This is a genomic window from Hyunsoonleella jejuensis (assembly GCF_900111025.1).
Classification (GTDB): Bacteria; Bacteroidota; Bacteroidia; order Flavobacteriales; family Flavobacteriaceae; genus Jejuia; species Jejuia jejuensis.
This window is the reverse complement of record NZ_FOFN01000004.1, coordinates 246,435-269,719: the sequence shown is the minus strand read 5'-3', so window position 1 is coordinate 269,719 and position 23,285 is coordinate 246,435. Positions and strand designations below refer to the sequence as shown.

Sequence of the window (23,285 nt, the reverse complement as noted above, 5' to 3'; positions counted from 1 at the left end):
CTACAAGCGAATACCCAACAGGCTGCTCACAGGCGGTTACAGAACTTACACTTCCGAAGTAGGTATCGTTATCATTATCCACACCGATGTACCATGTTTGACCAGGGAACTCGTCGGCATCGTTATCATCACAATCCGGAGTAGCAGGCGCTACAAGCGAATACCCAACAGGCTGCTCACAAGCGGTTACCGAAGTTACACTTCCGAAGTAGGTATCAGAATCATTATCCACACCGATGTACCATGTTTGACCAGGGAACTCGTCGGCATCATTATCGTCACAATCGTCGATACCTGTACCCGACAGTTCACTTAAAAGGAATCCGTTAGTAGGCCTTTCACATGCCGTTAAGGATGAGGTGCCAAAGTCATCACCATCGGCATCAATATACCACGTTTGTCCTGGAAATTCATTGGCATCAGTATCATCGCAGTCTGTATTATTTGCTACAAACCCTACTGGTTGAGTTGCGGCTACTTGGCTCACATTTGGGTCTCCAAAACTATCCGAATCTGTATCTGCATACCACGTTGTAGATGACACTGCATTAGCGGTAAAATTTATCTCATCAAATGCTATATCACTTCTGAAAGATGTCCCAGTGATTCCTGTAAACCTCAATTGTATTACTTGTCCGTCATAGTCAGAAAGATCAATACTTTGAAGTCTCCAAGCTTGATTGTCTGCACTTTGTTGTTGTCCAGAAATTGGGTTTGAACCAGGATTTGTACCATTTGTAGTTATTTTACTATCTGGTATAGGAGAATAGCTGTTACCGTAATCAGTAGAGATATCAATTGACAAAGTCCCCATTTGGGCACCGTACATATAATAGTAGAAACTAAAGCTAGCATTTTGATAGCCAGATAGGTCAAAACATGGACTAATTAGATATGCTGTTGCATTTTGACCGATATTTTCTGGTGCTGAACCACTTACATTGGAGGCATCTACAAAAACATACTCCTGTCCACTAGTGTAATCATCGCTTGGACCAGTATTACCTGATAATGTTGAACCTGCTCTTCTCGTCCAGTTGCCATCATCACCATTATCTTGAGTCCAATCACCAAATCCTGAATTGAAGTTTTCATTGTATGGGAAACTAGATATTGTTGTTCCCGTGCAAACAGGTAAAGTAACCTCAAAAGATTCAGTAACATTATTTGCAGCTATGTAACTAGCGTTTCCTGCTTGACTTGCTTGAACTATTACCGTACCAGTGCTACCAGTTAAGGAAATCGTGTTACCAGTTATAGTTGCTGGACCAGACAAAATGGAATATGTTACGGGCAATCCAGAACTAGCAGTAGCATTTATTGTAAAGTCTGGACTTATGGTTAATTGGCCATCTATTGGAGTAAAGGTTATAGACTGGGGAATATTGTCATTAAGGCTAATAACCTTAAAGTCATCAAAATAAAACCCATCAAAAGTGGTTGTTAGATCATCTTCTCTATTACTAGAATCACTTTTTAATCTAAACCTAATCTCTACATCACTTTGTCCAAGAAAAGCAGTATTATTAGTAGCATTTATAAATATCTCTTCCATTACCCATTTATCCATGGAGTCACCATCATAAACAGTTTCTCCATTGCCGGATTGGTGTGTTCCAGTAGTTTTTGTTAAATGAAAATTAGTTAGCGAGGTCGCTGCTGGTTTATTATATCTTCCACAAAGTGGAATCCAACCAGTTGCGGCGTTATCAGATTTTGCTTCTAGCTGTACTAAATCATAATTTCTTTCTAGGTCCCATTTTGCGTAAAACTGAATTAATACTGCTGTAGATAATGATAAGTCTAACTCAGTATTAGATGCTCCTGATCCAAGCGTTAAAATATTTTCTTCGTTGTTTCCGTAAGAACCAGAAGGGGTATCTGTAATCGATGTAGAGCCAATAAAAGCATCAGTACTTGTTCCCCAATTTGTATTACCGGTAGAATTCCAATTGGATATATTATCTGCATCTTGAAAAATTACAGTAGGCTGATAATACTTAATAAAATTTGCTCTATAAATTATAAAATCATCATTACTTAATGTAACTTGAAATTCTATTTGATCATTAGGTTGAATGCCTGGATTTAAACTGAAAGGTACACTTAGATTACGTTGCTCTAATTTTGACCATCCTGATTGTACAGATGGTGAAGTCATTGATGTGATGTTTGAAGAAACAGGCGTTACAGATAATGTTATATCATCATATGTTTTTCCCAAGTATTCAACGCCAAAATTTAAATTTCCTGATGTGGTATTAATACTGCTGGCATTTAAATCATGAAGTTTGGCGAATTTCCCAGAATATAATACTGAAAGGTAATTCATTCTCATTGCCCGTCTTGCTATATCAACAATTAAGGTAGTAGTTGGCCAAAAATCATCACCGTTTTCTGGAGCGAATGCCAAAACGTCCATGCCAGAACCAGAATTTGTTTGTCCCCCTGAAGTTACAGCGGGTCCACCAAGCATCCAATCGTTTACATCTCCATTTGCTTCGTAAAGTGTATTTGGAGCAGACCCATAAATATATCTATTATAATGGGTTAAATCATGACAAATTTTAGCATATTCGTCTTCTCTTCCAGAATCTGCTGCTGTGGATTCACCATTATAAGAGGACGTTACAATTGAATTTAAACCACCATGATGATTAACTGCAACTTTTATATTGTGGCTAGTAATAAATTCTTGAACAATTTGAGTTTCAGGTTCAGAACCTGCGGAAGGACCCCTATATGTATTGCTGCTTGGACTAGGAGATGATCCAGAATCATCCCAACCCCAATAGTAATTAAAGTTTCTGTTCAAATCTACACCACGAACATTATTTAATGAATTTGTTGTACCGTTATCGGCAACACCAGGTCTCAAGTTTTTACGTTGTAATCCTCCACCTGAAGGAGCTATTACTTCATTCCATCGATACCCATCAGGATTACTAATAGGTATTATGTAAATTTCATGGTTATCAACAAGGTTTTTTATAAAAGGATCAGTATTATAGTTCTCAAGTATGTACCACATGAAATAGAAAGTATTCATAACACTGCTTATCTCTCGAGCATGCATAGCGCCCGTAATTAGTGTTTCTGGTTCATCACTTCCGTTCCCATCTTTCTCTAAATCTGGGAAATCTGAAATTTTTACATAATATATTGGTTGTCCTGCCCAGGTTGTACCTCCTGTTGTATTTCCATGAGTTTTAGTATTTGATGTAGAAGCATCCGTTCTCACAGAAATAAGATTTGGGTACATACTACGCATTAAATCTAGTTCTGCATAAGCTTCACTCAACGTGAATGCACCTCCCATACTACCTAACTTGAAATTTGTAGGAGCAGACCAATCTATTTCGCTACATTCATCATGTTGTGCAGGATTATTAATAGGTGCATTTTTTAAACTTAAAGTTTTGTTTGCACTTCGTTTAGCCCTATTAAGCCTAGTGATATCTTGTTCTCGTCTTAAAGCAGTTTTGGCTAATGGTAGTTCAGCTTCAAATTTTTGTTTATAGTAACCTGTTAAGTCATCTATTAAAACATTATAAGTAATACCATTGTTATCTAAAAGTAACAATTCTGCATAACTTAATTCCATTTGCAAGGTATTGTTAACGAATTTAGGGCCACATGATAAGTCTATTCCAGCGTTTTGGATGTTCTGTAACGTTAAAGTTGAGGGATTTGAAATGGCAATTCGCTTTGGAGTTTGAGTTTTAACTTGCGAATAACCATAGCTGAATAATAAATTGAAAATAACAAGTATTCCAATTTTTTTGTAGGTAGTTTTGTTCATTAGAGTTGGGAGTTAATGAATTAGAGGGCTAATATAGAATTTTAGAAATAAAAACTCCATGAAAAGCAAAAAAAATCGATGAAATGCAATATAAAAATGTTTTTAGCGGTAGAAATAAGTATAGTATAATTACTAATTTTATATACTAAATATCAGGGTTTTAATGGTATTTTATAAATGGAATTTCTATATGGTTGCTGTTTTAGACTAAAAAACCTATGCATGTCATTGTGGTACTAAAAGCTTTACAGGTTAAAAAATTAGTAGCTGTTGTTTGGATTTTATAGATATTTGAGCTCTTATATTAAGAAGGCAATTAAACGGCAAACAGTATATACGCCTACATCCCGTTGATGTGGCTAGAGCGTCTAAATAATAAACCATGGTATTTATAAAAAAAGAAGACATAAGTATTTTATGGTAGGTACTCTTTTTCAATTCATTTTATACCCGTCCTAACTTAAGGAGATACAATTTTATTACAGCAGCTGCTAGAAGGATACACTTAAGACTTGGCTCTTGTAAATAAGTTATTAATGGCCCTCAGATTTTATTCATTATTATGGTATAATATAATATTAACTATTTTAAAGCTTTGTATTTGAACTATTTGTTATTTCAGTTGCATTACTTCTTAATGTTAGTTTTTATAATTAAACATAAAAATATAAGACTTTATATACGTTATGAGTGCATTTCTTAAGCTAGTCACCAATGGTCTTTGTTTTATTGTTCTTCATTAGAGTAAAACATAACCATAACCTTCTTTGTGCTGTTGGCTTATTCAAGAATTACAACAATTATAAAAATTAACATTGTTGTTAAGAAAAAAATTATATATTTGGAAAACCAAATTGGTAAACCAGTTTGGAAAACCAAATAAAAGTATTACAATTTAACTTAAACTAAGTATTAATTAAAATTAAACTAATGAAAAAAACAAATCAATTAAGAAGAGCATGTTTCTTAATATTGAGTTTTTGTTTTGTGCTAATTGTTGGCGCTCAAGAAAAAACAATATCAGGAACAGTAACGTCTCAATCCGATGGATCGGTATTACCGGGGGTTAATGTTATTGTTAAAGGAACTAGCATAGGGACGTCAACAGATTTTGATGGTAATTATACCATTGATGTTAATGGAGATAACGTGGTTCTAGTTTTTAGTTACGTTGGATATTCCACGTTCGAAGCAACCGTTGGTAGTTCAAACAGACTAGATGTACAATTAAAAGAAGACTTAGCAGCTTTAGAAGAAGTTGTGGTAGTAGGTTATGGTGCTCGTAGAAAAAGTGATGTAACAGGGTCTGTTTCTTCCGTGAAATCAGATGAATTAACAGCCTTTCCTGTATTAGATGCTGAACAAGCGCTGCAAGGTCGAGCAGCAGGTGTAAATGTACAATCGAATAATGGTGGTGAGCCAGGTGCTCCTATTAGTATTTCTATTCGGGGTAACACCTCCATTAACGCCAGTAGTTCGCCTCTAATTGTTGTAGACGGTTTTGTTGGTGCTAATATGCCCCAAGCAGGTGATATTGAATCTTTACAGGTTTTAAAAGATGCATCTGCAACGGCTATTTATGGTTCACGAGGTTCAAATGGTGTTATTTTGGTAACTACCAAAAAGGGTAGATCTGGTAAGTTAAATGTAGAATTCAATTCTACCTACGCTATTCAAAATACTTCGAATAGTTTAGATTTATTAAATGCCAACGATTTTGCAGATTATCAAAATCAGATAAGAGCAAATCAGGGTAATACCACTCCTTACCCTCAAGGAACTGCGAATACAGATTGGCAAGATGAAATATACAGATCAGGCAATACTTCAAATAATCAGCTTTCTTTTTCAGGAGGTTCGGAAAAAGTAAATTATTATGCTTCTGGTACTTATTTTACGCAAGATGGTATTCTGGTTAATTCTGGTTATGAAAGGGTAGCATTCTTATCAAACATAGATGCACAAGTAACCGATAAATTAAAGCTAGGACTTAATTTAGTAGGTTCTATAAATAAAAAGAATGGAGTGGCTACACAATCAACCGGTGCTGATGGTGTTGGTGCAGGTGGAGATGATGTAGTGTCTTTAGCAATGCGTTTTGCACCAGATAAAGGTATCTATAATGCAGATGGAAGCTTTTCAATAAACGATGGTATAGGTGATCCTGTTGACAACCCATGGGCTGTTGCAACTCAAAGAGATGATGATACTGAAACAGAGAGATTCAGAGCTAATTTTTATGCGAATTATGAAATTATTGAAGGACTTACGTTTAAAACAACCTTTGGTTTAAGTACTGATAATGATTTTAGAGGGCTTTATTTACCTCGTACTTTGCAGATTACAGCTGGCGGTGTTGGCGGTAGAGCAATTATGACAGAAGATAAAACTAAAACTCTCTTGAGTGAAAATTACCTAACATATAATAAAGAAATAGGAAAAGGCAACTTAACGTTATTGGCTGGTTACTCATATCAAAAAACAACTAATAAAGGATTTTATAGTGAAGGTACAGGAACCATTTCAGATTCTTTCTCCTATTACGGTTTATGGACTGCTACAAATTTATTAAACGGAGGATCGGGTGATATTTATATTAATGAAACAGAAATTCAATCTCAGTTTGGAAGGATAAACTATGATTGGAATGATAAATATTTACTTACTGCCACAGTAAGACGAGATGGTGCTTCCAACTTTGCTGAAAATGAAAAATACGCTATTTTCCCATCAGCAGCTTTAGGATGGAAAATATCTAATGAAGATTTTTTAAATGATAACGAAACTATTTCTAACTTAAAATTAAGATTAAGTTATGGTGTTACTGGTAACCCATCAATCGGCGCATACCAATCTTTAGCAAGTTTGGCAAGTATTTATGCGTCTAACAATGGTTCAACAGTAGCTGCAGTTACACCAAACCAACCTGCTAACCCAGATTTAAAATGGGAGTCGTCCTACCAAACAAATGTTGGTGTAGATTTAGGTTTGCTCAATAATAAAATATCACTTTCATTAGATTACTATAACATCGATACAGAAGATTTAATCATGATAGATAGAGGTTTACCTTGGTATTTAGGCTTCTATAATGATCAAATATTAAAAAATGTGGGTGAAATTAACAACAAAGGATTTGAAATTTCTTTGAATACAAGAAATATTACTACCGATGATTTTAGTTGGACTACCGATGCAGTTTTCGCTAGAAATAAAAACTCAGTGGAAAAATTAATTAACGGGGATGATTATTTTCAAAATGGTGCTCCAAGTTATTTTAGTGTTGGAAATAATGTTATCTTAAGAGAGGGTGAAGAAGTAGGTCAATTTTTTGGATTTGATTATGCAGGTGTATATCAAGGAGGTACTTTACCAGAAGGTACAGCTACCATAGCTGGTGGAGTGGCTGGTGATCCATTGTTTTTAGATTTAGATGATAGTGGTGATATTACAAATGATGATAGACAAATCATCGGTAACCCTAACCCAGATTTTACATGGGGTATCACAAACAGCTTTAGATACAAGAACTTTGATGCTAATATCTTTTTCCAAGGCTCTCAAGGTGGAGAAATTTTTAACATGACCAATGTACAGTTAACCAATGGTGATGCTAATACTACTTATGATTATTTTAACAATGCCTGGACACCTTCAAATACCGACACGAACCAACCTCGCGTAGGAAATAATAGTTTTAGAGAAATTTCTTCTCGTTTTGTAGAAGACGGTAGCTATATTAGATTAAAAAATATAGCGGTAGGTTATAACTTCCCTTCAGAAGCTATTGAAAAGTTGGGTATTGAAAGACTAAGATTATCAGTCAGTGCCCAAAATTTATTGACAATAACAAATTATTCTGGTTTAGATCCTGAAGTTAATTATTTTGGTTCTGCTGGTAATAATAACACAGCGCGTAACACCGTTAGAGGATTTGATTTTGGAAATTACCCAACAGTTAAGTCGGTGAATTTTAGTTTAAATGTTATATTCTAAAAAAAAAATTTAAAAAAAGAAATTATGAATACACACAAAATTTTATTGTTATTGATAGGATTATCAATAATGGGATGTTCGGATTTGGAAGAAGAGCCTGTAGGCTTATTATCTCCAGAAGGATTCTTTTCAACTCCAGAAGATATACAGTTAGCTGTAAATGCCTCTTTTACTCATGCAATTAACGAAGAGATTTGGGGAAGAAAACTATCTGTGGCGCTAATGCTGCGTTCTGATATGGTTAATCTTAATTCTACTCAAACAAGAAGGGTAGAGATGAACATGCATACCATAACAGGTGATAACGAAATGGTATTTGATCCTTGGACAAGAATTTATCTGGGAATTGCAGCCGCTAATAACGCTATTGCTGGAGCAGAACAAGTATCTGCAGCTGAAGATGTTAAAAATCCAATAACTGCACAGGCATATTTTGCAAGAGCGTTTTATTACTTTCATTTAGTAAGATTATTTGGTGATGTTCCTTACATAGATGCTCCTGTTGATGATATTACAGCAGCAACAAACATAAGTAATACTCCTGAAGCTGAAGTTTATGAAAAAATTATTGCCGATTTAGAATATGCTGAACAATGGTTAACAAATACGGTAGCTACTAGGGCAACGCCTTCCAAGGCTGCTGCAAAATCATATCTAGCATTAGTTTATTTAACAATGGCAGGAAATACTCCAGGTAGCCCATATTGGCAAATGGCTTATGATAAAGCTAAAGAAGTAATTACCAACAAGGGGACTTATGATGTAGATTTAGATCCTGATTTTCAAACGTTATTTAATGCTGATAAAATAGATGCGTCTAAAGAGCCTATCTTCGTATTAGATTATAACAATAACGAAGCTCCTGATAACGCGTACGACCAAATAGCACCAATGACAGGTATTAGAGGTGACAATGATGGCGCAGGCGGAGGATGGTCGGTTTCAACGCCAACTCTAGCAGTATACAATTCTTTTGATCCAGACGATTATAGAAGACGTGTTAGTTTCCAAACAGAAGCTTTAATTGCTGGATCAACTGTAGACTATACTAGTTTTACAAACAGTGGCCACGAACATGCAGTGAATGCACCGTATATAGCTAAATATTTGCGTTTTCCCGGGGCTTTCGCTAGAGGAAATAAAAGAGCAACAAGTCATAATTACTCAATGATACGTTATGCAGAGGTGTTGCTAATTGCAGCTGAAGCAGGTGTAGAAATTGGTGCTGCAGACGCTTTAGATTTTCTAAATGAAGTTAGAGGAAGAGCGCGTAATGGAGGGCAGACTACTAATGGAGGATATGTTCCAGAAACAGTTCCACCTAGTGCAGTTCCTGCAGATCTTGCCTTAATAACGGTTGCTGATGTAATAGAAGAGCGTAGAATAGAACTAGCTTTTGAGTGTAAAAGATGGTACGATATTAAAAGAAGACAGTTAGGAGACCAAGTATTTAGTGCTTCGGGTTATGAGGGGGCAAAACCAGATTGGAATGCTTCTGTTGATTACGATACACCAATACCTCAAGATGAGATAGATAGAAATCCTAATCTTAGTAACTAAAAATTTTAGTTATTAAACATATTATGTTTAGATTTAGTTGTTTACTTTTTATCCTTGGGTTTGCATGTTTATCATGCAAATCTGAGGATAAAAAAATTTTAGACGCTACTCAATTTGATGCTGAAACACAGCTTGAAACCCGATATACAAAGTTTTTGCAATATAATTTAGATTCTACTGCTTTTGCACGAAGTTATGCTTCAGACAAAAAGGAAATCAATAATAAACCATCTAAAGATTGGACAAGCGGTTTTTTTGCTGGTAACTTTTGGCAGATTTACATGTTAACAGGTAACGAAGCGTATAAAGAACGTGCAAAACAATGGACAGCATTTATAGAAAAAGAAAAATATAATGATGGAACCCACGATATGGGTTTTAAGATATATTGCTCTTTTGGCAATGGCTTAAAAGTTGAAGACAACCCAGAATATAAAACTATAATTATTAAAAGTGCCGAAACATTAAGTACACGATTTAATGAAAATGTGGGTAGTATTTGTTCTTGGGATTTTGGCAAAGACAGATGGAAATTTCCAGTTATTATAGATAATATGATGAATTTAGAGTTACTGTTTGATCAACTAAAATTTCTGGCGATAGTACATTCCACAACATTGCAGTAAAACACGCCAATACCACTTTAAAAAATCATTTTAGACCCGATGGGAGCACTTGGCATGTTTTAGATTACGATACAATATCTGGGAAAGTTCAAAACCGTTTAACGCATCAAGGTTATAGTGATGCTTCGGAATGGGCTAGAGGGCAGGCTTGGGCAATAAATGGTTTTACCTCAGTTTACAGGTATACAAAAAACAAAAAGCACCTAGACCGGGCCGTACAAACAGCAAACTATTTTATAAATCACAAAAAAATACCTGAAGATGGCATTCCTTATTGGGATTTTGCACACCCTGATATTCCAAATATTTCCCGTGATGTTTCGGCCGCAACAATTGTAGCTTCAGCCTTGGTTGAGTTATATAAATACACAGGAAACGAAGTATATTTAGATTATAGCAAAAAGGTAACAAAAAGTTTGAAAACAGAAAATTATATATTACCAAAGGATTTGAATGTACCTTTTATACTAGATCATAGTTTTGGAGATTGGTCTAAACGTGATGAAATGGATGAACCCATAGTTTATGGGGATTATTATTTCTTACAAACATTACTTCGATTACGCGATTTTAACAAATCATAGCAACTTTTGGAGAATTACCCGATTCTCGTAAATTAAATATACCATGTAGTCAATATACAATACTTAGTTGAAAAGAGATTCGAGATAGAAAGTATTGCATATCATATAATTATCGTTCTCACCCCATTTTATATAGAAACAAAATACGTATATCATGTTGCTAAATAGTTGTATGCTCTGGAGATTTGCTTTTAAAGAAATGAAAAACGAGGCATTAGCATTAATATTTCTTCGTGCATATTGGCCATATATCTCGTAAATTTTGCTAACAAAAGTAAATTGAATCTAAAAAAGATAAATTATACAGCATTTTTTGATTAAGCATTAATGTTTTAACAAAATAAAATTTGGTAAATACCTAATATTAATTATATTTGGGAAACCAAATTGGTTTACCAGTTTGGAAAACCAATAAACGAATGTATAACTAAACTAAAATTATGAAAAAAAAATTACTTTTTTCTAAAAAACAATCTTATACACTTTGGGCGCTTGTTCTGTTCTCTTTGTGTTTTAATTATGGATGGGCACAAACCAATTACGTATTAAACAGTACTATGGGAGTTCATACATTTGACGCAAACGATAATGCTGATTCCTTTGATTGTACACCGAATTCAACTTTAGATGAAGGGGTAAGCAGTCCTTACAGAGCTATTTGGTATAACTCTGATTTAGATGCATGGTTAAATACTGCTTTTAGTGATGATAGTGAACAACCTGCTGCTACTAGTGACGGTAATAAATTCGGTCCTAAGGCTGAGGTTGGTAGAGGTTTGAAGTTACCTGAAGCCAGTCGCCGTTTGTATCAGAAAGTAGAGGGTCTTACACCAGGAACAAATTACACTTTTTTTATTGATACACGCTCTGAGGTAGATAATCTTGATCCTGAAGTGTTTATGTTAAATACTGAAATTGTGACTGAAGTTGGGCTTGAAAATGGAGCTGCTGATCCTAGAGTGGACGCCTATTTAAAAATTGAAAATGACTTTAATAGTACTAAATCTTCAGATACTGAAGATACATTTACTACAAATACAATAGAGTTTACTGCATCAGGTTCATTTGTTGTAATCTATGTTAGGTCATTAAATTCGATTGATAGTAGTAATGAAGTATTTATAGATAACATTGAGCTTTATGAAACAGCACAATTATCTACAGAAGATAAGTTAGCTTCAAAATTCAGAATATACCCTAATCCTGCTAAAGATATTTTAACTATAGAATCTAATAACATCCAAGTAGAATCTGTTAGAATATTCAGTCTTTTAGGAAAAGAAGTTTTTAGGCAAAATGGTTTAATAAGTAGAGAAGTTAATATTTCTAACTTAAGTTCCGGAATGTATATTTTAAAAATTGCTACTAATAGTGGTAGTTTATCTCAAAAAATAGTAGTCAAATAGTTTATTTGTTTAGTTTTAAGGAAGTCTTTCATTTTGAAAGGCTTTCTTTTTTATTTTAATCATTTTTCAATGCAAATAGTTAGTAGAATTTCTTTGATTTTAAGTTTATCAATTTTGTTTTTTTCCTGCAATAATGCGGTTAATAAGCAAAGTGAGTTAGTGTCAAACCTTGATGAGCTGTCCAAAGCCATAGAAAAGGCAGAACCGGGAGATATAATACTATTGAAAAATGGTACATGGAAAGATGTTGAAATTAAATTTAGGGGGAACGGAACCGAAGAAAATCCAATAATATTAAAAGCAGAAACGGCTGGTGAGGTTACAATAGAAGGACAATCGTATTTAAAATTTGGAGGCAAATACTTAGTTGTGGAAGGCTTACATTTTAAGAATGGGTTTTCACCATCAAATGCGGTTATAGATTTTAAAATTAGCCATAAAGATGCGCCCGATGAAATAGCAAGTTACTGTAAATTTACTAATTGTGTCATAGAGGATTTTAACAAGCCAAAACGAGACAATAGTGATTTGTGGGTAAATTTCTGGGGAAGACATAATGAGTTAAGTAATTGCTATATAGCTGGTAAAACAAATCGAGGACCTACCATAAGAATTAATATAGCCGGTATTGAAAGTATAAATAATTATCATCAAATAGTTAATAATCACTTCGGGCCAAGACCTGTTAAAGGAGGGCCAAGTGGAGAAACTATTCAGTTAGGCGATAGCTACACATCTATGTCGCCAAGTCACACTTTTGTTGCAAATAACCTATTTGAAGCATGTAATGGTGAGGTGGAAATTATTTCCAGTAAAACAAACTTTAACGAATTTAGAAATAATGTATTCTATAAAAGTGAAGGGTCTCTTGTAACACGACATGGCAATTATGCTGTTATTGATGGTAATTACTTTATAGGAGATGGTATTAATGAGAATTATGGAGGCATAAGATTAATAAATACAGGGCATTGGGTAACTAATAATTACTTCTATAACCTAAAAGGTAGAAGTTTTAGGAGTCCGTTAGCGGTTATGAATGGTATTCCAAAATCACCATTAAATCGTTATAATCAGGTTACAGACGTGGTTGTAGCTTACAATACTTACGTTAATTGCAGTTCGCCATGGCAATTTGGTGTTGGGACAAATATTTCACAAGCCGATGTGTTGCCAAAGTCTGAAATTCGTTCAGCAAGAGCCATAAGAACTACCCTTGCCAATAATGTAATTTATAATTCAGAAGGATTGGAGCAAGTAGTTGTAGAAAACGACAAAGCAGATGGTGTAACATTCAAAAGCAATATTATTGATAACCAAGGTGTAGCTTTCAAAGAATTTAATGGAGGTATTATTGAAGCTACTTTAGAACTTAAGAAACTATCAGATAATATCTTAATACCTGTTGGTATCCCTAGCGATGTTAAACCTTATGATAGTTTTGGTTTTGACACTATTAAAACTGATTTATTTGGTAATCCAAGACAAGACGGTAAAGGACTTGGGGCTACAGTTGGAGAAATTACGAAGGTTCCAAATATTTTAGATAAATCTAAATATGGTGCTACTTGGTTTTCTAATGAGTTAGAAGCTAAAGAGCCCACAATACATAATGCAAATAGTGTAGAAGAATTAAAAGCCAAAATACAAGAAGCTGCCAATGGCGATGTTATTGCTTTAGCTAAAGGTATCTATAATCTAGAAGAATCTATCGTAATTAATAAAACCCTTTCTGTAAAATCTCAAAACGGTGAAATGGCGAAAGTTATATATTCTGGACCATCTAACACGCCATTATTTTCATTACAGTCTAAAGGAAAGCTTACTGTTTCTAACTTATCATTGAGCGGAAACACATCAAACTATGGTTTTGCTAGTTTAAAGGAAAATATGTCCAATCATTTCGGATTAACTGTTTTGGATACTGAAATTAGTAACTTTGGCTACGTGCTTAAAGTGTACAAAGAGTCTTTTGCAGAACGTATCACATTTGAAAACAGTTCAATTTCAAATTGTGAAAATGGCATAGAGTTATCAGAAGAAACAAACGATAAAGGTGATTATAATACCGAATATCTAACGATAAAAAACTGTAACTTCACAAATGTAAAGAAGAATGTGATAGATTATTATCGTGGAGGGTATGATGAATCTACGATTGGGGGTAACTTATTAGTATCCAACAGTACGTTTATAAATTGTGGTGCTAAAGAAAAGAACAAAATACTATTAAATCATAGGGGCATCATTAATGTTAATATTACAGGAAATACATTTAAAAATAACCCCGTGCAGTTTGTTTCAGTTTTATGGGGCGCAAAAAATAATGTCGCATCAAAAAACAGTTTAATTAATTCAGGACAATTAAAAACTGAAGAGAATTTAAAACTCACATTGATGTATTAATAATGCCAATAACTTAAAATGAAAAAACTCGTATCCATATTGGTATTTTGTTTTATTGTATTTGGCTGTAAAGATGTTTCAAAAAAGCACTTAGGTAATATCACCAAAAAAGAAGTTACAATTAAATATCCGAGTGATGTTATTCCTTTTATGGATAAGTGGAAAATACTTTTAGGAGACGGTACGAGTTCGGAAGATTTGGTGAATTATCAAAAGAAGGATTTCTTCTATGTAGAGAATGATGGAAAAACAGACTGGGTGGTCTATAAAACACCAAATTCGGGTATTACATCAAAAACATCAAAAAACACAAGAACGGAATTACATCAAAAGCACTATTGGAAACCTAGTGAAGGTGGTCGATTAACAGGTACACTGAGAGTGCAGCATGTTTCTACTACAGGTGATGCAAGAGTTTCTTCATCGTATTGTGTGGTAATAGGTCAAATTCATAGCGCCGAAGGTCATGAAAACGAACCTCTAAAAATTTTTTATAAAAAATTTCCTGAGCACACTAAAGGATCTGTTTTCTGGAATTACGAAATTAATACAAAAGGTGATAATTCAGGAAGGTGGGATATATCAACAGCGGTTTGGGGGTATGATTTTTCAGTTGTTGGTGAAAGTCCAGACACTTACCCTGAAGAACCTAAAAATGGTATTGCTTTGGGAGAAGAATTTAGTTATGAAGTAAATGTTTCTAAGGGTATAATGTATCTCACTTTTACCAGTGCCAATAATGAAACTAAAAAATTCGCAAAAGGCTTAATAAAATCAGATTACCAGAATAAGTCAGATATTCCACAACATATTATAGAGATTTATGCTTCTCGACGAAGTATAAGCGAAGAAAAAGAAATGGCTTATAAGGGTGAGCTAAATTATTTTAAACAGGGCGCGTATAATCAAGCCAATGGCAAAACCACTAAATCTAAAACATTTGATGGAGATATAGCAAAGCAATACGTAAATGGGAGTTATACGGAGGTATGGTTTAAAGAAGCAACTGTAATCTCTGGAATTGCAATAAATTAAAATTAAATGAAACTTACAAAAAGATATTTTGTTAAATACAGCCTTTCTTTGGGTTTACTTTCAGTAATGTATCTATGCTTTTCATGTACAAACGAAAAAGTGGCAAATGCTGAGGAAAAAAATTATAATGGCGATCACCCGAGCTTGATTTTAACAAAATCTGGAGTTAATGACATCAAAAAACATTTAGGTGCTATTCCTATTTTTGATGAAACTTTAGCAATGACAAAAAACGAAATAGACACTGAAATTGAAAACGGTATAGAAGTGCCTATTCCTAAGGATTATTCTGGAGGATATACTCATGAAAGACATAAGAAAAACTTCTTTGTAATGCAAAAGGCCGGTGTATTGTATCAAATTTTGGATGACGAAAAATATGCCAAGTATGTTAAAAATATGCTATTTGCTTATGCAAAAATGTATCCAACATTATCAGTTCACCCAAAACCTAGATCTTATTCTAGAGGGAAATTATTTTGGCAATGTTTAAATGATTCTAATTGGTTGGTTTATACAAGTCAAGCTTACGATTGTATATACGATTATTTAACCGAAGAGGAACGAATTACGCTAGAGAGCGATTTGTTTAGACCATTTGCAGATTTTATCTCAAAAGAAAACCCACAATTTTTTAATAGAGTTCATAACCACAGTACCTGGGGAAATGTTGCTGTAGGAATGATTGCGCTTGCCATGGATGATGATAGCTTATTGCAGCGTGCCTTATACGGCTTAAAAGATGTAAATATTGATGCTAATATGAAGGATAACGATGGTGGCTACATCAATAGGGATGGAAAAATCGGGTTCTTTGCGAACCTTGACGAACCGTTTTCACCAGATGGATATTTCACCGAAGGGCCCTATTACCAGCGCTATGCATCGTATCCGTTTTTAATCTTTGCACAAGCACTTCAAAATAAAAAACCTGAATTAAAAGTGTTTCAGTATAAAGATAGTGTGTTGTTAAAAAGCGTTAATGCTTTAATAAATCTTTCGGATGCTGATGGTGAATTTTTTCTATTGAACGATGCACAAAAAGGAATGTCTTATTATTCAAGTGCATTGGTGTCAGCAGTTAATATTGCATATCATTTCGGCGGAAATAATCCGCAATTACTAAGTATAGCCCAAAAACAAGATAAGGTAGCTTTAAATGATGCAGGTTTAGCTGTAGCTTTAGGTATTAAGGAAGGTAAAGTAAAACCGTTTATTAAAGAATCTATAGAGCTGTCCGATGGGCCAAAAGGTAATCAAGGAGCAGTAGGAATAATTAGAAGCGGTGATTGGGAATTGGTTTATAAATATACTGCGCATGGTTTAAGCCATGGTCATTTTGATAAACTGTCTTATTCGCTATTTGATGAAGGTGATGAAGTGGTTCAAGATTATGGATTGGCAAGATTTGTGAATATTGAGCAAAAAGGAGGAGGTAATTATCTCAAAGAAAATAAAACTTGGGCAAAACAAACTATTGCCCACAATACTGTAGTTGAAAATGAAACTTCACATTTTCAAGGAAAGTATGATATAGGAAGCAAGTATCATTCTGAAAAATATATCTTTAATGTTGATGATGTGAATCTTCAGGTGGCTAGCGCTAAAGAAAATAATGCCTATCCAGGAACTCAACTTCATAGAACAATGGTTGTAATCAATAATAAAGATTATAACAATCCACTTGTGTTGGATATTATGAGGGTGAATTCAGAAAATCACAATCAGTACGATTTGCCGTTTTACTATTTGGGTCAGATTATGCAAACTAGTTTTAAATATTTAAAACTAGAGGAGCCTGAGGTTTTAGGTAATAACAACGGATATCAACATTTATATAAGGAAGCATCGGCAACTGCAAATGGCCAAAACATTAAGTTAAATTGGTTACACAACAATAAGTTCTACTCATATTCTGCTGTAACGTCACCAGATGACAATATCATATTGGGGAGAATTGGTGCAAACGACCCAGATTATAATCTTAGAAATGAACCTACATTAATTATAAGAAAAAAGAATGCTAAAGATGCTTTATTCGTTTCAATTGTAGAGTCTCATGGAACTTATAATGCAGTCTCAGAATCTGCCATAAATGCCTATAGTAATGTTAAAAATATTTCAGTTGTTCATAATTCAAAAGATTATACGGCTGTAAAGATTGAAACTGATAATGATAAAGCAAAAATGTTTATCATTTCGAACGAAAACAATGATAAAGCAACCGAACATAAATTAACAATTAACAATAAGGAGCATATTTGGAAAGGCTCTTATTTATTAACAGAAAACATTTAAATTATTAATTATGAAACGATTTAGTGAAAAGTACATCATCACAAAAGATATGCAATGGGAAGAACTTGGTGGAGGAGTATCAAGAAAGTTCTTGGGCTATGATAACCAAATTATGATGGTAAAAGTGAAATTTGAAAAAGGAGCATTAGGTTCTCCACATCAACACTTCCATACACAAGCTACGTACTGTGTTTCTGGTAAATTTGAATTTGAAATTGATGGCGTAAAGCAAATTGTTGAAGCTGGAGATGGCGTATATATTGAACCAAATTTACTGCATAGCGCTGTGTGTTTGGAAGAAGGTATGCTAATTGACACTTTTAGCCCAGTTAGAGAAGATTTCTTAAGTGGTGATGGGGTATCTTATTTTGGAGATAAGGACTAGTGGCATTAGAAAGAATTTTTAACCGTATTGAAGCGTATTTTATAGAGTAAAATTGTTAAAACTTAAATTTTCTTTGTTTTAACAAAAATTTAGTATATATTTGGAAAACCAATCTGGTTAACCAGTTTTAACTAGGAATAACTAAACTAAATGTATAATACTTCAAAAGAAAAAACGTCTATAAAAAAACTTTGTAAAAAAAAGGATGGGTGCACGCCCATCCTTTCTAAACCGATTTACTTCTTTTAGGAGGGAAGTAAAATAGAAACACATTATCGTTTACAATAATATGTTATCAAGTAAAATTACAAAAAAAGCTTGAATAATTATGTTTGTAAAGTGATGTTGAAAAAGGTATTTATCAATACCATAACTAAACACGTTAAACAAAAAAACTAATTATGAGTTTAAGAACTAAGCTAATTTTAGTAGTAATGCTTCTTGTGAGTATTACAATTACTGCCCAAAGTAAAACCATTAGTGGTGTTGTTACTTCGGCTGCAGACAATATACCCATACCAGGTGTTAATATCATAATTGTCGGAACAACGACTGGAACTACTACCGATTTTGATGGAAATTATCAAATCAAAGCAACGAAAGGAGATGTTTTACAGTTCTCCTATGTGGGTTTTACATCAAAAACGACAATTGTTGGAGATGGTACTACCATAAATGTTTCTATGGCTGAAGATATTAGTCAGTTAGATGAGATTGTAGTTGTAGCTTATGGAGATCAAAAACAAAGAAATGTAACCAGTGCCTTAACTAAGGTATCTGCGAAGGACATTCAAAATTTTTCTGTACCTCGTGTTGAGGACGCACTACAAGGAAAAGTTGCAGGTTTAAGAATTCAAACTGTTGCCTCAGAAGCTGGTGGAGATCCAAAAATCACATTAAGGGGACCAGGATCAATTACTGGATCGTCTTCTCCTTTAATAGTTGTAGATGGTATAGTATTGGGTAACGATGCTGATATTTTAGCGACCATTGATAATAATAACATTGCATCTATAAGTGTTTTAAAAGACGCATCTTCTGTTGCTATTTACGGTTCTCGTGGTGCAAATGGTGTAATTTTAGTATCCCTAAAGGAAGGTGTTGTAGGTAAAACATCGTTCTCTTACAACACGTTTACTGGTTATAAATATGCCAATAAGAATAAAAACTTTAATACAACCATAGCACAAGAAAGAACAAGATTAAACGGGTTACAAAGTGTGGTTGATGCCATTTCAAGCGATAGCCCAAATTATGATAGAATTATAGGTGATTACAACAACGCATTTGCAGAACTTGAAGCCCAAGAGTTTATTGCTTCACTCGGCGATGGTGAGCAAAATTGGCAAGATGAAATTTTTATTGGAGGTGTTATAAGAAGCCACTCTTTAGCCGGACTTGGAGGTACAGAATTAACCAAATATAGCGCTTCTCTTGGATATCTTGAAGATGAAGGGATTGCTTTGAAAGATAACTTTCAAAAATTTAATGCGAGAATAAAGGTTGATAGCAAATCTAAAAACAAAAAAATTAAATTTGGTACTTCATTACGTGTGAATTATAATGATCAAGATAGACTGCCTGCTAGATTTACTGATCCGCTAAGGCAATACGGGCATTTACCACTTCGCTTAAACGAAGACCATCTTGATTATATCACACAATCAGATCCAGGAGATGCAGGATTTCAATTCGAGAACATCGGGGTAGGAAGCTACGGATTTTCTAGAGCTTTTGATCATGTTTTCACAGTAGACCCTAATAATCCTAGAGCTATTGCTAGAGATCCTAATACGGGATTGCCATTAGTAAGTCCATTAACATCTGGAGGTTTAACCTTATCAACCACTAAGAATGTGCACCCATTAGTGTTTTTTCTAGAGCGTTCTAGAACAAAGAAAAAACTAGATTTCAATGCATCTGCCTATGTTGATTTTGAATTAGCAAAGGGTCTTAACTTTAGGCAAACTGTATCCAGTGTCTTTAGACATAATAAAACAAATGAGGCTGATTACTTTTTTGGTCAAGAAAATAGAGATCAAGAATCGTATCGCTTAGAAAGAAGAGACGAGCTAAATCAGTATGCGTTTGAATCGATTCTAACGTATAAGAACAGCTTTGGCAAGCACAATTTTAATACTATAGCTGGATTTGAATATACAAGAAGAGACTTTTTTAGACAACAATCTGAAGCGGTAGGATTTACGGATGATTTTAATAATAACATTGCCATTGCTGATGGAGGTACTACATTCACGGATAATGGAACTGATAAACTAGTGTCTTATTTCGGACGATTAGATTATAACTACAACGAAAAATATTTACTACAACTTTCTGCTCGTACAGATGGTAGTACTAGATTTGGGGCAAATACTCGTTTTGGATTCTTCCCAGCAGCCTCGGCAGGTTGGATTCTTTCAAGTGAGGATTTTTTATCCTCTAGCGATGTTATTACGTTTTTAAAATTAAGAGCAAGTTACGGTGTTTCAGGTTCAAACGAGATTTCCAATAATATTTTTGATTCGCTCTACAGGTTTGAAGAAACATTTAGTACCATTGGTTATAATGGAGCGACAGGGGTTAAGGGTGTTACTCTAGCAAACCAAAATTTAGGATGGGAAAAATTATTAGAATTTAACCCTGGAATAGATATTACATTTGGAAGAAACTTATTAAAGTTAACTGCCGATTATTACATTAGAACAAGTGAAGACCTAATTCTTTTTGCACCAATAGCAGCAACTTATGGTGCTGATAATTGGTTACAAAACATTGGTGAGGTTAAAAACGAAGGTGTTGAATTAGCTTTAAGTTCAAGGATTTTTGCTAACGAAAATGCAAGTTGGGTTGCGTCAGGTCAATTTACTTTAAACAGAAATGAGGTAGTAAGTTTAGGTAATAACGAACAAATTATCTCTAGAATTGATCAAGATACAAGACCAACAGAATTTATTGCAAGAGTAGGCCAACCCATAACATCGTTTTATGGTTGGGTTTACGATAGAGAAATACCTTTAGAATGGGTTGATAATCCATTTAATCGATTTAATAACGACTTTGCTGATGTATATGTTAAAGATTTGAATAACGATGGTATTATTGATGACGAAGATAGAACAGAATTAGGAAGTCCTTACCCAGATTTCACATGGGGCTTCAATTCAGATTTCACCTTATATGATTTTGATTTTTCATTCCAATGGCAAGGGTCACATGGAGCAGAAGTACGAGTTGCTGATTTAGATCAATTGTATTATGCAAGTGAATCTGCCGTAAATGAGCTAGCCAGTTTTCCTGATAGAGATTTAACGGTACATAGAAGGTTTACAGACGATCATATACAAGATGCCTCTTTTGTAGCTTTAAGAAATGTAACCTTAGGATATACGGTACCAGAATCTTTTACTTCAAGATATAACATTAATAGATTGAGGTTTTATGTAACAGGTGAAAACTTGTTATTCTTTATGGCTAAAGGATATGAAGGATTTAATCCAGATGCAGCAGGTCAAACATCAAGTAATGCAAATACGCCGCTAACAGCAGGTTATCAAAGAGGTGATGGACCGATAGTAAGAACAATTTCAGCAGGAATTAATTTTCAATTTTAATTAATTATGAAAAAGATATATATAAAATTAATAGTTTGTTTTTCGCTTTTGGTTGTTTTAACAGCTTGTGAAGAAGAACTTGACCTTAGTAACCCTACTGCGCTTTCAGTAGAAGAGTTACTGCAGACTAGCAATGGCTTTATATTTTTGGCCAACGGCGTATTAGATGCCTACCAAAAAGTACCGGCAAATGAGTTTTTATTAACTGAGTTAAGATCAGACAATGTAAGGGCAAATTCAGAAAACGGTAATTTTCCATTAATAGCATCTTATAATGTAGATCCTAACAATGGCGATGTAGCTACGTATTATTCTAATAATATGCATACCATTAAGCATGCAAATACTATAATCGATAATAGGTTTTTAGCTCCAGAGAATCAGCAGTATACAGTTGGAGAAGCCTATTTTATGAGAGCTTTATGTCATTTTAACTTGGTAAGGGCGTATCAAAATGTGCCTTTTGTTGATAAAGTTTTAGATATTACAACTGAAGAAGCGTTAGAGTATCCTCAATTACCAGAAGCTGAAGTTTATGAGAAAATTATTAATGATTTTAAAACTTCAATTGCTTATTTAGATGGTGTAGAGCAGAACAGGTACAGACCGTCAAAAGGAGCTGCTATTTGTTTAGCTGCAAAAGCCTATTTAAGTCAGCCTAATCCAAATTATGCGGAGGCCGAATTGTTGTTAGCATCTGTAGTAGAAAACAATGAATCATTTAATTACGGTCTATTATTCACCGAAAGGCCAGCTGGAGCAAATGATAATCAATATCGATTTCTTTTAGTCAATGATTTTGGAAATGTATTTGGAAATCAATTTAATGGAGAATTATCCGATGCAGATGGCACACCAGACGGAACTTGGAGAAATAATTCTGGCTTAGAAATCAATGATGAAATAATTTTTTCAATCGCTTATGATTTGGTGAGTAGTGATAATTATGCAACTAGCGATAGTGGATTAGATGACCAAGTAGAAACAGATTCAGAATCACACAGTTTTGCTATGACGCTTCAAGGGCCATCAAACGGTATAAATATTGCGACAATTGATTTTCTGCAAGTTATGACTCCAGAATTACAGCCTGTACGGTTTTATGCCTCATTAAACCCACTCGATTATGGTTCTTTTCTTTCCAATCCAACAGTTGACGTATTTAACACAAAATTCCCGACAGACGGTGAAATAGGAGATAATGACTGGATTGTTTTAAGATATGCTGATGTATTATTGTTATATGCAGAAGCTATTTTAGGCGGTGCAGAAAGTACTACAGACCAAAGAGCTATTGATGCTTTTAACCAAGTTAGGGCAAGAGCTGGTTTAGATGAGGTTGTGAATTTAACTAAGCAACAGTTATTAGACGAAAGACAAGTGGAATTCGTATATGAAAACCAAAGGTTATATGATTTGATACGATTTGGAGAAGCCGATAGGGTTTTAACTGATTTTTCAAATAGAAACAGTTTATTTTATACAAACGAAAAGAAATATCTTCCTTTCCCACAAAGAGAAATAGACAATTTACCTGGTTTTTACAGACAAAACGACGGCTACTAAAATCTTA

Annotated in this window: 12 protein-coding genes; 11 read left to right on the top strand and 1 reads right to left on the bottom strand. The window is 34.1% G+C overall.

The features are described 5' to 3' along the window. Nucleotides 1–3,802: M14 family zinc carboxypeptidase (locus tag BMY39_RS13950; protein WP_092580728.1), on the bottom strand; the 3,802-nt coding region annotated here is incomplete at its 3' end. Nucleotides 3,803–4,732: 930 nt separating this feature from the next. Here BMY39_RS13950 and BMY39_RS13945 point away from each other — a divergent pair. The 11 genes from BMY39_RS13945 to BMY39_RS13900 all read left to right on the top strand — a co-directional run bounded on the left by BMY39_RS13945 (nucleotide 4,733) and on the right by BMY39_RS13900 (nucleotide 23,278). Then, on the top strand, nucleotides 4,733–7,798 hold the full coding sequence (locus tag BMY39_RS13945) for a SusC/RagA family TonB-linked outer membrane protein (protein WP_092580726.1): 3,066 nt from the start codon (nucleotides 4,733–4,735) through the stop codon (nucleotides 7,796–7,798). A 24-nt stretch (nucleotides 7,799–7,822) separates the two neighbouring features. Continuing rightward, on the top strand, nucleotides 7,823–9,358 hold the full coding sequence (locus tag BMY39_RS13940) for a RagB/SusD family nutrient uptake outer membrane protein (protein ID WP_092580724.1): 1,536 nt from the start codon (nucleotides 7,823–7,825) through the stop codon (nucleotides 9,356–9,358). Between the two features lie 23 nt (nucleotides 9,359–9,381). Then, nucleotides 9,382–9,984, top strand: a complete 603-nt coding sequence (locus tag BMY39_RS15285) for a glycoside hydrolase family 88 protein (protein WP_245738305.1) — start codon at nucleotides 9,382–9,384, stop codon at nucleotides 9,982–9,984. 416 nt (nucleotides 9,985–10,400) lie between these two features. Continuing rightward, nucleotides 10,401–10,568 carry a hypothetical protein gene (locus BMY39_RS15280; protein ID WP_245738303.1) on the top strand — a complete coding sequence of 56 codons (168 nt, stop codon included), beginning with the start codon at nucleotides 10,401–10,403 and terminating at the stop codon, nucleotides 10,566–10,568. Nucleotides 10,569–11,125: 557 nt separating this feature from the next. Further along, the gene (locus BMY39_RS13930) at nucleotides 11,126–11,974 is read left to right on the top strand and encodes a T9SS type A sorting domain-containing protein (protein WP_177176613.1); all 849 of its coding nucleotides are present in this window, start codon (nucleotides 11,126–11,128) and stop codon (nucleotides 11,972–11,974) included. Nucleotides 11,975–12,043: 69 nt separating this feature from the next. Then, nucleotides 12,044–14,380 (top strand): chondroitinase-B domain-containing protein, encoded by a 2,337-nt coding sequence (locus BMY39_RS13925; protein ID WP_092580720.1) that lies wholly within the window; start codon nucleotides 12,044–12,046, stop codon nucleotides 14,378–14,380. Nucleotides 14,381–14,398: 18 nt separating this feature from the next. Continuing rightward, entirely contained in the window at nucleotides 14,399–15,415 is a 1,017-nt protein-coding gene (locus tag BMY39_RS13920; RefSeq protein WP_092580718.1) for a polysaccharide lyase family 7 protein, read from the top strand. A gap of 6 nt (nucleotides 15,416–15,421) precedes the next feature. Continuing rightward, nucleotides 15,422–17,713: an alginate lyase family protein gene (locus BMY39_RS13915; protein ID WP_092580716.1), complete on the top strand. Its 2,292-nt coding sequence runs from the start codon at nucleotides 15,422–15,424 to the stop codon at nucleotides 17,711–17,713. A 10-nt stretch (nucleotides 17,714–17,723) separates the two neighbouring features. After that, entirely contained in the window at nucleotides 17,724–18,098 is a 375-nt protein-coding gene (locus BMY39_RS13910; RefSeq protein ID WP_092580714.1) for a cupin domain-containing protein, read from the top strand. Nucleotides 18,099–18,499: 401 nt separating this feature from the next. Then, the gene (locus BMY39_RS13905) at nucleotides 18,500–21,712 is read left to right on the top strand and encodes a SusC/RagA family TonB-linked outer membrane protein (RefSeq protein WP_092580712.1); all 3,213 of its coding nucleotides are present in this window, start codon (nucleotides 18,500–18,502) and stop codon (nucleotides 21,710–21,712) included. A gap of 6 nt (nucleotides 21,713–21,718) precedes the next feature. Next, nucleotides 21,719–23,278, top strand: coding sequence for a RagB/SusD family nutrient uptake outer membrane protein (locus BMY39_RS13900; RefSeq protein ID WP_092580710.1), 1,560 nt, complete (start codon nucleotides 21,719–21,721; stop codon nucleotides 23,276–23,278). The last annotated feature ends 7 nt before the right edge of the window (nucleotides 23,279–23,285 follow it).